At 33.6% G+C, this 14456-nt stretch carries 14 protein-coding genes; 9 read left to right on the top strand and 5 right to left on the bottom strand.

What is annotated here, in order from left to right; all coding sequences use genetic code 11:
* Window positions 1-120: 120 nt before the first annotated feature.
* The 4 genes from XJ32_RS06245 to XJ32_RS06230 all read right to left on the bottom strand — a co-directional run bounded on the left by XJ32_RS06245 (window position 121) and on the right by XJ32_RS06230 (window position 5554).
* Complete coding sequence (locus XJ32_RS06245; RefSeq protein WP_077388709.1) at window positions 121-2127, bottom strand: hypothetical protein; 2007 nt, start codon at window positions 2125-2127, stop codon at window positions 121-123.
* Window positions 2124-4439 (bottom strand): hypothetical protein, encoded by a 2316-nt coding sequence (locus XJ32_RS06240; RefSeq protein WP_077388708.1) that lies wholly within the window; start codon window positions 4437-4439, stop codon window positions 2124-2126. The genes XJ32_RS06245 and XJ32_RS06240 overlap by 4 nt, the downstream gene beginning before the upstream one ends.
* Before the next feature lie 71 nt (window positions 4440-4510).
* On the bottom strand, window positions 4511-4858 hold the full coding sequence (locus XJ32_RS06235) for a hypothetical protein (RefSeq protein ID WP_077388707.1): 348 nt from the start codon (window positions 4856-4858) through the stop codon (window positions 4511-4513).
* Window positions 4859-4873: 15 nt separating this feature from the next.
* A complete protein-coding gene (locus XJ32_RS06230) occupies window positions 4874-5554 on the bottom strand; it encodes a F0F1 ATP synthase subunit A (RefSeq protein ID WP_004088563.1) in 681 nt (226 codons plus the stop codon).
* A 218-nt stretch (window positions 5555-5772) separates the two neighbouring features.
* Here XJ32_RS06230 and XJ32_RS06225 point away from each other — a divergent pair, with 218 nt between their 5' ends.
* The 8 genes from XJ32_RS06225 (at window position 5773) to XJ32_RS06195 (ending at window position 13053) form a co-directional block, all read left to right on the top strand.
* Entirely contained in the window at window positions 5773-6312 is a 540-nt protein-coding gene (locus tag XJ32_RS06225) for a hypothetical protein (protein ID WP_077388706.1), read from the top strand.
* 309 nt (window positions 6313-6621) lie between these two features.
* Window positions 6622-7287, top strand: coding sequence for an amino acid ABC transporter permease (locus tag XJ32_RS06220; protein WP_077388705.1), 666 nt, complete (start codon window positions 6622-6624; stop codon window positions 7285-7287).
* Complete coding sequence (gene yidD / locus XJ32_RS06215; protein WP_367635128.1) at window positions 7172-7681, top strand: membrane protein insertion efficiency factor YidD; 510 nt, start codon at window positions 7172-7174, stop codon at window positions 7679-7681. The genes XJ32_RS06220 and yidD overlap by 116 nt, the downstream gene beginning before the upstream one ends.
* A 17-nt stretch (window positions 7682-7698) precedes the next feature.
* The gene (gene yidC, locus XJ32_RS06210; protein ID WP_077388703.1) at window positions 7699-9432 is read left to right on the top strand and encodes a membrane protein insertase YidC; all 1734 of its coding nucleotides are present in this window, start codon (window positions 7699-7701) and stop codon (window positions 9430-9432) included.
* Between the two features lie 48 nt (window positions 9433-9480).
* Window positions 9481-10830, top strand: coding sequence for a Jag N-terminal domain-containing protein (locus XJ32_RS06205; RefSeq protein WP_077388702.1), 1350 nt, complete (start codon window positions 9481-9483; stop codon window positions 10828-10830).
* Entirely contained in the window at window positions 10830-12182 is a 1353-nt protein-coding gene (gene mnmE, locus XJ32_RS06200; protein ID WP_077388701.1) for a tRNA uridine-5-carboxymethylaminomethyl(34) synthesis GTPase MnmE, read from the top strand. The genes XJ32_RS06205 and mnmE overlap by 1 nt, the downstream gene beginning before the upstream one ends.
* Window positions 12183-12224: 42 nt before the next feature.
* The gene (locus XJ32_RS12815) at window positions 12225-12371 is read left to right on the top strand and encodes an aldo/keto reductase (RefSeq protein ID WP_254422289.1); all 147 of its coding nucleotides are present in this window, start codon (window positions 12225-12227) and stop codon (window positions 12369-12371) included.
* Window positions 12372-12381: 10 nt separating this feature from the next.
* Window positions 12382-13053, top strand: a complete 672-nt coding sequence (locus XJ32_RS06195) for an aldo/keto reductase (protein ID WP_367635301.1) — start codon at window positions 12382-12384, stop codon at window positions 13051-13053.
* A 240-nt stretch (window positions 13054-13293) separates the two neighbouring features.
* On the opposite strand, the gene XJ32_RS06190 is transcribed toward XJ32_RS06195, so the two are convergent.
* Complete coding sequence (locus XJ32_RS06190; protein WP_254422288.1) at window positions 13294-13554, bottom strand: FluC/FEX family fluoride channel; 261 nt, start codon at window positions 13552-13554, stop codon at window positions 13294-13296.
* A 70-nt stretch (window positions 13555-13624) separates the two neighbouring features.
* Here XJ32_RS06190 and XJ32_RS12810 point away from each other — a divergent pair, with 70 nt between their 5' ends.
* Window positions 13625-14173 carry an adenylate kinase gene (locus XJ32_RS12810; RefSeq protein ID WP_254422287.1) on the top strand — a complete coding sequence of 183 codons (549 nt, stop codon included), beginning with the start codon at window positions 13625-13627 and terminating at the stop codon, window positions 14171-14173.
* Window positions 14174-14456: the final 283 nt, after the last annotated feature.

The raw sequence follows: 14456 nt of genomic DNA, 5'->3' as shown, positions 1-14456 counted from the left end.
AGGGGGGGGGGGTGATTAGCGTGTTCGGGCTGCAAGTTTAATATAATTTTAGACTTAGAACAGGAAATTAGATCTATCAGGATTCTAAAACCCTCCAAAAATCTTCCACATAGTCCCTAATTATTCATTATTTACGCTTATCTCGCTTCCATTCTCAATGGCGTTTTCTAAAATCTTTGTGCCGTTTTTAAGTGTTTGACGCAAGTCCATGATTTCTCTTATTTTGTTGCGGATAGTTTTTTCATTTTCTTTTGTGATTTGTGAAAGTTGTTTTGGGATAGAATCAAAAATTGTGTGTGAGATAGGCAGGGAACAAAAAATTTGCTCAATTTTTTCAGGTAAAAACTCTAAAATGCAATCTTGTAAAAATACTTTATCAAGTGGGGTTGCATGTATCTTATTATCTTGTTTTACTAAGGCTTTGTCTGCGTGAAACTTCTGGTCTATACGCAATATTAAGCATTCAAGCAATATGGTTTTTGTGGCTTCTACCCATACACTTATAGTTGTAATATCTGTGTGCATTTTTAACAGAGAATCATCTATCATGGCTTTATATTGCTGCGTAAAATCTTGGAAAATTTTTAGCTGGAATTCTTCAAGATTTATATAGCTATCCGTGCTAATATAGTTTGGCTTTTTTTGCAGGATAATATGATGAGATTCCTCTACCCATTCTTGTAATACTCGCTCAAAGTTTTGCATAATATCTCGCATACTTTGCTTGATATAGGAATCAAGTCGCATAAGCTTTTGTAATAAATTTTTATGTTTTCTTGCTAAAAGGCTTTTAGAATCTTTTATTTCTCTTAGTAGTTCATCTTTGTTGAGTTGAAAGCTCTCATATACAATGCGGCGATTCGTCAATATATCAAGGAATTTTGGTTGATTTGGTCTAGTCTTTATCTTAATTGTTTCTAAGTTATCTAACACACTTTCTACAATGCTGTCTAAATACCTTTTTAAGCCCTTTGCAATGCTAACAAAAATTTCATAATTATAATCATTAATAAGCTTATTTAGCCTAGTGATAAAGTGCTTACTTGCCTTATGATAGGCTAAATCCAGCTTTTTATAATGCTGAAAAATGATTTTGTAATGCTTATCTATATTTTTATTTTTTTCAAGTGCTATTTTAAGGATAGCATTTCCCCTTTTTAGCTTTGCCCTTTGCAAGACTGCTTGTATGTTCTCTAGAATATCTTGCATGATTGTATTTTGTGCTGAATCTTGCTTTAGCGTGTCTTTTTGGGCGTAAAAAGTTTCTATTAGAATCTTTGTTTGGTCGAGTGCGGATAGGATATTTTCTGGTGTTTTTATCTTGCCTGATAGTTGCTGTTTGGCGAGATTATTAAGAATTTTACATAACGCAAACTTCTCATCAAGCCTGTAAAACTCAAGTAGATTCCATAAATGCAAGTCATGGATAGATTGCAAATTGTATTGAGAGATAAGTTGTTTTCTATGTGTGGATACTTGCTCTAATATTTCATGCTCTTCTTTCTCTTTTTTATCATAGGCGATTATAGCTATACTTGGCTTTTTCTTGATGATTTTTAATAACTCTTCTTTTTTGAGTTTTTCTGGCTTATTTAATACCCATAGAATGCAATCAGAATCTTTTATTGCATTAAGCGTTTTTTTACTGCTAAAATCACTCTCTTTTATAATCGCGCATTCTTGCAATAAATCTACATTCACAAAGACTTCAAAATACTCAATAGATTCTAAATTACTAGAAGAACAATCAAGCGTGTGTAGATTCACATTAACACTATTTTGTTTGTAATATGCCCTTGCAAATGAGACTTGAGAAAAACGAATGATAAATTTTTTCTGTGCTAAAGAGTTGTTTAAAGGTATAAGAGAATCTTTAAAAAGCACATTTAAAAAGGCAATCATACTAAGATGGCAATCGCCCACAAGCTGCATTGTCAAAGGGCTTTTATATTGTTCTTTTAGCTGTTTGTAGCACTGCTTTATCTCTTGTGTGGGGTGCAATTTTGGCATATTAATGATTTTTTCTGCTTGTTTTATTTCTTGCAATATATCGCCTGTGCCCTCCTTGCTAAGATTCTTATCATATAAATCATCATATTCTTGTATAAATTGCTTTAATAAGCTCATTTATTCCCTCCATATACAAGCATTGAAATGAGTGTATCAAAGTCTTCTTTCTCTTGTTCTTTATATTCTTCAAAATAGTGGATAAAGCAAGATTCTAAGATATGTTCAAGTCGCTCTAATTGGGTATTAAAAAGATTTATTTTATTATGAAAAAGTGTATTGATATTTTGTTCTAACAATAAGAAATAGTAATCAAAATTTTCTTTCAAAGGCTTTATGACAGAATCTTCTTGTATATCTGCCTTTTTAATCGTATTGGGCAATAAAATATCAAGGCGATAGGAAAGGTGTTCTACTACAATGGCGTTGCTATCATCAAAAAAGTCTGCTTTAATGCTGTTTGTATATCGCATGAAAATAAGATCTAGAATCTTTTTATGCTCGTTTGTTTGTGCAAACTTTGCAATAGAGTCTGTATTGTTTGGATGCAATAGAGTTGTTATCTCATGTAATTCCTTAATAGCAAAAAAGTATTCCTGCAAGATTCTAGCAAGCTCCCTTAGTCCTACAATAAGGCTTTGTATCATAGAAGTTTTTAACTTCTGTATGTCGATATTTCCACGCTTTTTTGTTTCATAATTTAGGGCTTGTATGAATTGTGAATACAGATTATCACGCAAATTTGCAAACGCGTCATAAAAGGAATAGTATTGTGCTGGAAGTCTTTTTAAAACTTCTTTGCATAGGGATTTTATGTGATTTATTTGTGTTTTTATCTCATCTTTGTTTATAGAATCTATTTGCCTAGATTCTGTAGGGAGTTTGCAAAGCTTTAATATATTTTCTAGCATTTGGATATTAAAATGTGTTGATGGGGTGTTAAATATATGTGTGAAAAGCATAGATTCTAGCTCTAAAATCCCGCTAGTTGCTATATCAAATCCACTTTCAGAAGCACTTGCCCCACATCTCATTGAGTGGGCTACCCCTGCGGTAATGAAGTGAAAATGCAGCTTTGCAAGACTTTTTTGTCTTTCTTTTTGTGCGTGTTTCAACCGCTCTTCTAGTGCATTTTGTATTTTTTGGCAAAGGCTTTGTTTTTTTCGCAAGGTCATATTTGCCTTGTCAATATGCGTTACAATAAAATGAATGTGAGAGATATTCTGCTTTTTTACTAAACGCAGTAATATAGCAATGATTTTATCAAAAGATAATACCGCATTTAACTCATTAAGATTAGCTAAATACAGAATCATATCGCTTTTTGCGGTATAGTCATACACTTGCAAATGGCGAAAAGTCTGGGGTATGAGTGAGGGGGTATTAATAAATCTCATAAACTGCAACAACACATAATCCTGTGGGACAATAATGCGATCTACAATAGCGATTTTATTATTCTTAAAATATGAATCATAGATTTTTTCATATTTTATTTTTTCACTCCCATTTTTTAAGCAATCATGAAAGGTTTCTTGCAAGTTTTTATAATGTTTTGCGGTATCTATTATGGGCGATTCCTGCAGGGTTTGTAGATCATTTAAGTGCATATAGACTACACTAGCCAGACCTTTACCATAATGGTATTCAATGGGTACTTTTGCTTCCAATGGCATGTTAGATTCAGTAGATTTTTTACCATCATAAAGCATGGTTGCTAGAAGTGTTGATTTTCCTGTTTTTTGTCCGCCTAAAACTACAACTTTTTTAGTGAAATCTTCTTCGCAAAGAAAGACTAGATTCTTAGTCCATGAGAGTTTCTTTAGAATCTTTTTTACTTTTGCTATGGCATTAAATTGATTAAAAAGTGGCGTTTTATCTGGGGATAAATGTATAAAAGAGTTTGCAAATGCTTTATTTGTGCTTGTCTTTTCTTGTGATTCTGTAATATCGCTCTGGGTTAATACCTCGATACATTTTTGCTCATGGAAGCTTATAATACCATGTTCTCGCAATAGCTTTATATGCTTTATGACTTGCTTTATACCTTTAGAATCAATATGATACAAAATGCTTGCTTGTAAATATTTAATGTAGTTTAAATAATGTTTTGTAGGCATAGACACAAACTTTTTACAACAAACTTTGCAAAGTGTAAGAAAGCTTGGAATCATCATAAAAGTATTGAGATTATTCTCATTACACGCAAGCAATAAACTAGCGGCTTCATATATATCACACTCTTTTAATTCTTCAGCATTTTTTAGTATTTGCAAAGGATTTTCTAAAAGTATATAGTGTGGGGAATCTTGCACATAAAGTAGATTAAAAAAAGTTTGCATTCTTTTACTTGGGTCTTGTGGCATTAATGCTAGATAGTCATGCAAGATCGCAATATGCTGTGTATTTTTATCCTTCTTTTTTGTTTTCATAGCCCAACCCCTTGCTATATAACTAAAAAATGCTTACTTCACATAACCACACACAATGAGACTCTATATACCTATTTTTCCACATCTTGCGTATATGTTGCTTGTGTGGTTTGCAAAAGCCCATCTTGCGAAATGCTATCTTGTGAGATTCTATTTTGCAAATATTGCTCTTGTAAATCTTGTGTTTCTAAAGCTATGCGTAACATTTCATCAGCAATCTTTATACGCATAATACAATAACGCACGATAGCGGCAAGGAAAATAAAAAAAGCAAAAACACATACAGCAAATAATATTGCCGGAAACAAATCAGGTGTAATAAGAAAGGTAAGAGTTGCCCCAAAAAGTGCTACACCAAAGAGAAAACCATAACAAAACTCCATCGCCGCTAAAAAGCGTCTCATTTCGGTTTTATACATTGTCTTTGTAGCTTTTTAATGCTCATCATCCAATAAAACAGCACTTGCCAAATATACATAAGTGAGAATCATAAATACAAATGCCTGCAATACAGCCATAAACATAAGGATTCCAAATGGTAAAAGTGGCACGACCCAAGGGACGAGCTGCAACATTACAAGTAAAAACATATCATCACCGCGTATATTCCCAAATAAACGGAACGATAGCGAGATAATACGAGAACAATGTGAGATAATCTCAACAGGGAAAAGCAATGGTGAAAGTAGCTTTATAGGACCTGCAAAATGTCCAAAATATTTCCCAAAACCATTTGCCCTAATGCCCTCAAAGTGGTAGTAAAAAAACACGATTAAAGCTAACACTAGAGTAAAGCTAATGCTTGCGGTAGGTGCTTCAAATCCCGGAATCATACCTATAACATTGCAATAAAACACTAAAATGCCTATCGTCCCAGCTAAAGGAAAATATTTGCGTGCCAACTTCTCACCTAAAGAATCCTTACCAATATAAAGCATACCACCGATAATCCACTCATAAAAGTTCTGCATACCTGTCGGCACAGCTTGTAGTTTTCGCACAGCAAACATGCTAATGCCAATAGTTACAGCCGCACATAAAATAGTGTAAAAGATTGTAATAAACGCATGGTCGGTGCTGATTAACCCCGCAAATGTAAAGAGTCTTTCTTCCATGTCTATCCTTTTTTATAAAAACAATAAGCTGGATTCTATCTAAAAAACACTTAAGAATAGCTAAAAACTGCATAACAAGTGATGGCAAAATCACAAGATATATAATGGTTATAATTACGAAACATGAACTTCAAAACTACCAAACATATTTTAATTTAGAGTATGATTTTGTATAGCTTGTTATTTTATATTCTTGTCAAAAATGAGTAGAATTATCTATGTTTAGCTCTTATGTAAATAGTGAGGCGATAGGTATGTATTTTGTCTATCATCTCAATATTTTTACTCTATTTTTTGCTGTGTTGTTTTATCGCAAAAGTGCATTCTTAGTAGGGCTTCCTTTATTCTTTGGATATTGTGTTAGTATAATCGTGCTATTTTTATTGAATCACCCTATACACTCTTATGTAAAAATTTTTAGCGTATTATATGACTTTGGCGTGGGCTTAATCTTTGTTTTATGTGTGTTTGCAAGTGCAGAGAGATTGAAAAGATATAGGGCATTAGATGGACAGAACCTTATTGTTGGTTTTGGCTTAGGCTTTTTTATTTTTATCCTTAGTGTGCTAGTAAGTCTTATATTGTTGTATGGATTATCTCTATTGTTTAATTCATATAAGGCATTTTTGTATTTTTTGATAGTAGAATCTCTTGCTTTAGGGTTATTTTTACTTTATTTTTTTTGCAAAAAATGTTTATGTGTTATTGAATCTTTTAGGCAAAGTAAAAAAGAGAGCACAAAAAATTTTATTGTTTAGTTTTTATAATCGGTGGTATAGCATTGGTGCCGAATCTCTTACCTTTCGTAGTGGAATGTTTTAAAAGGTTATAAGAGTTTTTATTGATATAGAATCTTTACATCAAAACACACAAAAGACTTTTAATCTAGGCTTTTTAGCTATTCAGGCAAAGGTTTATAGAAACTAAATTACTTGATAGATTCATATTTTCACATATAACATGTATTTCATTTTTCTTCATATTTACTATTATGGATTAAGGGATATAAAATCTGTTATAATTGCATGTTTCAATTAATATTAAATTAAAAAATATAAAGGCATAAAGTGGGAGAACTCTTTAGTCTAACAACACTATGGCGGGTTTTAGATGGCGTTGGTGTTTTGCTATTTGTAGCATTGATTAGCATTATTTTTTCAGTTGTTGGTGGGCTTATTATGGGGCGACTTATGATTGTAAAAAGTAAGATTATGCAGTATATTTGTAGATTCTTTTTAGAATCTGTGCGGATTGTGCCGCTTATTGCATGGCTTTTTATTATCTATTATGGCATACCTAGTAGCTTTGACTTACATATCAGTGCGATTACTTGTGGGATTATTGTTTTTAGTATGTGGGGGATTGCTGAGATGGGTGATTTAGTCCGAGCAAGTATTCTTAATATACCAAAGCACCAAAGAGAATCTGCTCTTGCTTTAGGTTTTAGCACATGGCAGATTGAATATTACATAATTATCCCTCAAGCCCTAAAAGCTCTTATGCCCTCAAGCATAAATCTCTTTGGCAGAATCATTAAAACCACTTCGCTTTTGCCACTTATTGGCGTTGTGGAGCTTTTAAAAGTAGGGCAGCAGTTGATTGAGGTTGTTGGGCGACATGATACAAGTGTTAATTTCATCGTGTATGGTGCGATACTGCTTATTTACTTTATGCTTTGCTATCCATTTTCTTATATTGGAAACTATCTTGAGAAAAAATTTATCACGCAATAATCCTTGCTTAAATAAACAAAAAAGCCTAAATACAATAGCCATGTATTTAGTAAGATTCTATCGATATGCTATTTCGCCTTTGCTTGGGGCTAATTGTCGTTTTTATCCATCGTGTTCTTCGTATGCTTTATTACTTTTGCGATTTGATAATGTTTTTATTGCGAATGTAAAGATTCTTTTAAGAATCTTTCGTTGTAATCCTTTTTTTCATGGTGGGTTTGATTTTCCAAGCGTATATCTAAGCCAAAGGACATTTGAAAATATAAAATTGTATCAAACTAGTTTAGCAAAACCTTATATCAAATCTATACCAAAAACGACATATTTTTTTGTAGATTCACATTCTTGTTTGCTTAAATTGAAAAAATTTTATATAATTTCGATTCATTTATAAAATATTAAGGGTTTTTAGTGGATAAACAAAGTAATTTAAGGCTGATTTTAGCGGTTGCCATTTCATTTGCAGTTATTGTGATATGGTCAAAGTTTTTTGCACCAGAGCCACCGATAAAAGAGCCACAAGCAGCAAATCAAGTAACAGATTCTAGTGTTAAAAGTGAAAATGAGGTGATCCCACAAAGTGCGATGAATACAAATGCAAATATAATTGCACCGCCTTCATCAACAAACGCTAGTAATACTATGAAAGGCATTCCTACTTCTGTGCCACAAATAAAAGAAAATCTCGTGCGTATAGAATCACAAGATTTTGATATGGATATTGATACATCAGGTGCAATTACGCAGGTGTATCTCAAGGCGGATAAATACACCCAGCCACATCAAGAGGGCATTTTTACACATATTGGGCGACTTTTTGGTATGGTGAGCGGTGAGAATAAAAAGCTTGATAGACTGCCTTTATTAGCAGATAATGTGCCGCTTTATCCATTGCAAATGATTTTTACTGATGAGAATTATAGAAAAAAATCAAGTGAGATAAAATATAGCACAGACAGATCGCATATCGTGCTTACAGATAAAGCAGAAACGCTTACTTTAACGCAGGATTTAGGTGATTTAGTGGTAAAGAAGATTATCACTATTGAACCAAATATGACCTATAAAGTCCAAATAGAATTAAGCAAACAGACACAATATCTAATCAGCAATGGTATGCGTCCAAATGCAGATTCTGAAAGCTATGTATTCCACGGCGTAGTATTGCAAAAAAATAATGGCTCGATTGAAAAAATAGAAGATGGAGACGCAAAAAATGAGGGAGAAAACTTTGATGATGCACTCTATGTAGCAAGTGTAGATAGATATTATACAAGCCTTTTATTTAATATTGATAAGCCGCTTTCACTTAGCATTGGTGCTTTTAGCAAGGGACTGCCCACCCCTTTCATTAATGTAAGCAGTGCTAATGAAGTATTGCATGGCTATATAGGACCAAAAGATTATAGGGTTTTAGAATCTATTAATCCGCATTTAACAAGCGTTGTAGAATATGGCAGAATCACTTTCTTTGCGAAATACATCTTTGCATTGCTTGATTTCTTATATCAGTATATTGGAAATTGGGGCGTTGCCATCATCGTTTTGACAATCATTATACGCATTATCCTATTCCCATTAAGCTTTAAGGGCATGGTGGGTATGCAAAAGCTAAAAGAATTAGCCCCCAAAATGAAAGACTTACAAGCAAAATATAAAGGCGATCCACAGAAATTGCAAGCTTCAATGATGGAGCTTTATAAAAAACATGGTGCAAATCCGCTTGGTGGCTGTTTGCCACTTGTATTACAAATCCCTGTGTTTTTTGCTATTTATCGCGTTTTGTATAATGCAGTTGAGCTTAAAAACGCACCGCTTATGTGGTGGATACACGACTTAAGTGTTATGGATCCTTATTTTGTATTGCCTTTGCTTATGGGACTTTCTATGTATTTACAACAAGCCCTTACGCCCACAACCTTTACAGACCCTATGCAAGAAAAAGTGTTTAAATGGCTACCTGTTATTTTTACATTCTTTTTAATCACCTTTCCAGCAGGGCTTATACTTTATTGGACGATTAATAACCTTATTTCTATTATCCAGCAACTTGCTATTAATAAAATGCTAGAATCTAAAAGGCAAAAAGAGATTGAAGAGCATACCCACAAAAAACATACACATAAAACAAAAAATAGGCAATAATATGTTACAATATGGTAAATGAAATAACAAATATTAAGGAATTTATAAATGAAAAGATTTAGTGCAAACACGCTTGATGCTGCATTGATAGAAGCTACAAAGCATTTTGACTGCTCATTGACACAAATAGAATATGAAGTTATTCAGAATCCAAGTAGTGGATTTCTAGGATTCTTGAAAAAAGAAGCAATCATCGTTGCCACAAAAAAACATAATATCAATACCGCAAATACAGAATCTACAAAGCCACTTGAAACAAATATAGATAGTATGAATAGCACAACTTCACTCAACACCGAAACAACACAAGACACAAAAGAATCTTCTGCAACAATTTCTGCAATAGATTCTAAAGATTCTAAAATCAATACTAGCGACAATAGCTTATCAAATAATAAACATATTGAAAACATGGAAAGCAATAATCAAACAGACTTGAATGCCAAAGAATACACAAGTAAAGAAAGTAAAGATAGTGATGAAAGTGATGAAACACCGACAAAGCACACTTTCATAGCCAAAGATTTACAGACAAATAAAGACAATAACACTAAATCTTATGCAAATGAGTTTAAAGCCGACACGCTAAATAAAGGACCACAAGAGAGTAAAGCCCAAGAGTTTAAAACAAGAGAAAGCCAAATATTAGAATCTCAAATAACAAAACCCAAAACGACAGACACCAAAGCAGCAGAATCTAGCATAACAGATTCTAAGCCCACACAAACTCATGCAAACACAAAAGAAATAAAGCAAAATACTTCCATACCACATAAAAAGTCTATTGATGAGAGGGTGCAAGGCGATTTTGATTCTACATTTTATGATAAAGATTCTAATGTAGCGTGGCAGGATAGCACACAAAGTAATGCAGAGCAAAAAAAGGATATAGAATCTATTTGTAAAGAAGTCCAAGATGAGCTTACTGAACTGCTTTCTTACTTGCCACTAAAGCTTAATAAAATCCATGTAGAACCTTATGATGATCATACGCTTTTCATTCTTATTGATGGGCTTGATGCAGCTTTACTTATCGGGCAGAAAGGCTATCGTTACAAGTCTCTTAGCTATTTGCTTTTTAACTGGATTCATACTTGTTATGGTTTAGGTGTGCGACTTGAGATAGCACAATTTCTAAAGAATCAAGAAGAGATGATGAGAGCTTATCTTGGTCCTATCATTGAGAGTGCAAAAGTAAATGGTAAAGCACAGACAAAGCCACTAGATGGTGTCCTAACACACATTGCATTAAAAATGTTACGCGATGCCCTGCCAAATAAATATATTGTTTTTAGAGAAAATGCCGATGGGGAAAAATATATCAGCATTAGCGAATTTATAAGCAACAATAATATGCGAAACAATATACATGGCTTTGGGAATCTTCCTAAATATTAATGAATACAATTGTAGCTATATCTAGTGCGCTTGCAAAAAGTGCTATTAGCATTATCCGCCTTAGCGGAGATGAAGCCTTGCATATTGCTTCAAAATTGCTTAAAAAAGATGCTTTAGAAAATCTATTAATCCCCAGAAAAGCCACACTTCATAGAATCTATAATGAAAAAGGCGAAATGTTAGATAAAGCCATTGTGATTTATTTTAAATCCCCAAAAAGTTTTACAGGTGAAGACATTGTGGAGTTTCAAAGTCATGGCGGCATTTTAGTGGCAAATGAGATTCTGAAAGCATGTTTAGCCTTTGGTGCGACTTTGGCTAAAGCTGGTGAATTTAGTATGCGAGCATTGCGTAATAATAAGCTTGATTTAGTAGAGTTGGAAGCAACACTTGCCCTAATAAACAACACAAATACAAACCTAACAAAGCTTTTAACAAGAAATATGGATGGCAAACTAAGTGAAATGTTAGAATCTGTGCGGCAAGAGATATTAAACATTATCGCACAAATTGAAGTGAATATCGATTATAGTGAAGAGGACTTAGACAAAGATATATTATCTAAAAGCGTTTCTACCCTGCTTTCAATACAAGCGAGATTCCAAGCTATACTTGATTCAAGCAGGCATTATCAAAAGTTGCAAGATATAAAGCTTTGTATCATAGGAAAACCAAATGTTGGTAAAAGCTCTTTGCTTAATCTCTTATTAATGCAAGATAGGGCGATTGTAAGCGATATAGCTGGGACGACAAGGGATACCATTACAGCCATGCTTGATATTTGTGGGAATCTAGTCTCACTCACTGATACTGCCGGCATACACACAAGCACAGATTCTATTGAAATGCAGGGGATAGAAAAAAGCATGAAGAGTGCAAGAGAGAGTGAGATAATCCTTTGTGTATTTGATATTTCAAAACCTATGAGTAAGGAAGATTTCGAAATACTAGACTTTTTAAAAAGCGAATGCAGTAATAAGTCTGTTTTAATCGTGCTAAATAAAAATGATTTAGCTAAGCAAAATACCCATGATTTTACACCCTTTCAAACAATCACTCTAAATACAAAAGATGAGAATAATGCAAGACTATTAAAAGAGAAAATTGCCAACTTTTTAACTATGGAGATTGATAATAATACCTTTGTGCTGACAAATGCCACACAAAGCAATCTTTTAGAATCTGCGTGCAAAAATCTTAGCATTGCAAAGGAATTGCTGATAAGTGGATCACTAGAACTTGCAAGTTTTGAATTACACCAGAGTTTGCAATCACTAGGCTCTATGACAAAGCCCTATGATGTAGAAGATATGCTAGATTCTATGTTTTCACAATTTTGCGTTGGTAAGTGATATTATACACACCTAATATGGAATCTAAACAATGGAATCTTTATGCCAATTCTTGGGTTTGGCACACTCAAATTAGGCAATCAAAAAGAAACACAAAAATATGTAGAACAAGCATTAGAAGTGGGATTTAGACTTTTTGATACCGCACAAAGTTATGGCAATGAATCTAGCGTGGGGGTAAGCGGTTAAATCTAGCGGGATTAAAAGGGAAGAGCTTTTTATCACTTCTAAGCTTTTTAAAGCCTATGCGACAGAGGATAAGGCAGGAAAAGCCTATAATGAAAGCTTAAAGAAATTGCAAATTGATTATGCGGATTTATATCTTATCCACCAGCCTATAAATGATACTTATGGTGCGTATAGGGCGATGAGTAAGCTTTATAAGCAAAAGAGAGTTAGGGCTATTGGCGTGAGTAACTTTAGCAATGCTAGACTAATGGATTTTGTGCAAAATTTTGAAATCACCCCCGCTGTAAATCAAATAGAGTGCCACCCGCATTTTCAGCAGATACAAGCCCAGCGATTTTGCCAAAAACTTGGAGTGCAAATGGAAGCGTGGAGTCCTCTAAAACAAGCACGAGATAATATATTGCAGGATAAAACCTTGTGTGAAATAGGCAGCAAACACAACAAAACTCCCGCACAAGTGATTCTAAGATGGATAGTCCAAAGAGGCATTGTAACCATACCAGCTAGTAAAAATATAGCCCATATGAGAGAAAATTTTAATATTTTTGATTTTTCGTTAGATAGAGCGGATTTGCTTAAGATAGCCAAGCTTGACACACCGCATAGAATGCTTGATCACGCCAATCCAGACACGATAAAATGGCTCAATGAAAGAGAAATCGGCACAACTTTGAAAAGATAATTGCTTAATGCTTTAAAAGAGATGTTTGAGTGAAGTTTGCTTTGATGCAAATCCAAAGCAATATAAGCAAGTATAAACACATTTGCAAAAGTATGTGAAAGGCTAGAATCTTAAATCTTTGTAGAATCTAGCCCTTAAACACATAGCCTAAATACACGCATAAGATTCCACATACATTGGAGAGTAGCATATAAAGCATTGCGGTAAGGATACAATGATTTTGCAGGAGTTTTAGCACTTCTAGGCTAAAGGTAAAAATGTGCTAAATCCCCCAAGCAAACCGATAGTAAGAAACACAAATAAGAGTGAATCTTGCCCCTTTATCATCGCCACACATAGCCCTATGCCAAAACACGCCAACATATTGATACAAAATGTCGCTATGAAACTATAATGCAGATATTGACTTGGCAAAATAGATACAACACTATAGCCTATATAAAAGCGTAACGCCACCCCTATACCACCACCTAGGCTGATAAGTGCGAGTTTGGTTAGCATTTGTGTCCTTTTGTGAGAAATTTTCATACTATAATGCAAGAAAATATGCAAAAAACAGAAAGGCAAAACTATGATAATTCTAATCGGTGGGGAAAGCTATACAGGCAAAATGCTTTTGGCACAAAGGTTGCTTGAAATCTATCATTATCCTTATATGAGTTTAGATCATTTAAAAATGGGCTTTATAAAAGGACTAGAAAATCCACCTTTTAGTGTGGAGGAAGATTCTAAAATCACCGCATTTTTATGGAATATCGTAGTTGGCATTATTGAAACTTGCATAGAAAATGAGCAAAATCTCATACTAGAGGGCGTAAGTTTAGAGCCCAAACATGTGCGAAACTTGCTAGATTCTAAGCCCTTTGCATCTATAAAAGTGCTTTTTCTTATCTTTTCAAAGCAATATATTTTAAAACATTATCACACAATAAAACTCAAAGAAAATACCATAGAAAAACGCAAGGAATCTTATGTGGCTAGTAAAGAGCAGCTTATAAAAGAGCATAGTGCGTTAAAAGCGCAATGCAAACAATATAAACTCCCCTTTGTTGAGATACAAGAAGATTATGAAAATGAAATGCAAGGTGCGGTTGTGATGTGGGCAATGAGTGATAAATAAATGTAGATTCTCAAATATATTGTGGTAGCTAAGGTGGATTCATAAAGGCAATGTCCACCGACTCACTCTCGTCAAAGAAACGCAAGAATTATTTTCCATACTGCGATGAGTTTTAAAAACTTAAGTGCTTATACAATGGAATCTTAATTGGACACAAAAAACGCTTTGTGTGATACAATATAATTATACTTGTAAAGCCCATATTTTTTGAGAACAATATTTTCAAAAAAATAGTCTAAAATAGATTCTACCTTATCACATATAAGTTAAATTTGTTTGAGTG

It is taken from the genome of Helicobacter bilis (assembly GCF_001999985.1).
Taxonomy (GTDB): domain Bacteria; phylum Campylobacterota; class Campylobacteria; order Campylobacterales; family Helicobacteraceae; genus Helicobacter_A; species Helicobacter_A rappini.
Note: the sequence above shows the minus strand (reverse complement) of the source record. Positions and strands in the feature narration are given on the sequence as shown.